At 71.8% G+C, this 989-nt stretch carries 1 protein-coding gene; it reads left to right on the top strand.

Features of this window, described 5'->3' with window-relative positions:
* A partial coding sequence (locus tag ON43_RS21165; RefSeq protein ID WP_040810064.1) for an arginase family protein occupies positions 1–847 on the top strand: 847 nt, incomplete at its 5' end.
* Positions 848–989 lie beyond the last annotated feature (142 nt).

Genomic DNA, 989 nt, shown 5'->3' with positions numbered 1-989 from the left:
CATCGGCGGTGGCATGCATCACGCCATGCCCGCCTCGGCAGCGGGGTTCTGTGTGTACAACGATGTAGCGGTGGCCATTTCGTGGTTGCTGGACAACGGTTTCGACCGCATCGCCTATATCGACGTGGATGTGCACCACGGCGACGGTGTGCAGCGCATGTTCTACGGAGACCCCCGCGTGCTGACCGTGTCCATCCACCAGCACCCCGCGACACTGTGGCCCAATACCGGCTGGCCGGAGGAGACCGGGGCGGGCGCGGCCGAGGGCACCGCGATCAACCTGCCGATCATGCCCGGCACCCGGGACCCGCTGTGGCTGCGCGGTTTCCACGCCGTGGTGCCCGGTGCGCTGGCGGCCTTCCGGCCGCAGATCGTGATCAGCCAGTGCGGCGTCGACACCCATCGGGAGGATCCCCTGGCGGATCTCGAACTCAGCGTGGACGGTCAGCGCGCGGCGTTCATCGCCATGCGGGACCTGGCCGACCAGTACGCCGAGGGCCGCTGGCTCGCGGTGGGCGGCGGGGGATACGGGTTGATCCGGGTGGTGCCACGCGCGTGGACGCATCTGCTGGCCACGGCTCTGGATCGCACCATCGATCCGGCCACCCCGACCCCGCCCGAATGGCGTGAGCAGGTGGGTCGGTACGCGCCGATGGTGGCCGCGCCCGAGACCATGGGCGACGGCGCGGATATCGCCTTCGCTCGCTGGGACGGTCCCGGCGGCGGCCGCGAGACCGGCGACGAGCGCGCCGACCGCGCCCGCCGAGCCTTGGACACATCCGTATTGGCAACGCGCCGGGCGAGTTTCGGCCTGCTCGGCCTGGATCCGGAGGATCCCCGTGACTGATCCCGCCGACCCCGCAGCCGCCACGCCGTCCGGCAACGGCAGCACCGCCCCGGCGGCCCCTCCGCCGCTGCCGCCCGACACTCCCGGCACGCCGCTGAATCCGCCTCCGCCGCCGGAGCACTGGTTCGCCGATGTGCTCGCC

This window comes from Nocardia concava NBRC 100430 (assembly GCF_000308815.1).
GTDB classification, from domain to species: Bacteria; Actinomycetota; Actinomycetes; order Mycobacteriales; family Mycobacteriaceae; genus Nocardia; species Nocardia concava.
The sequence above is the reverse complement of the archived record's forward strand: the minus strand, read 5'-3'. Positions and strand labels throughout refer to the sequence as shown.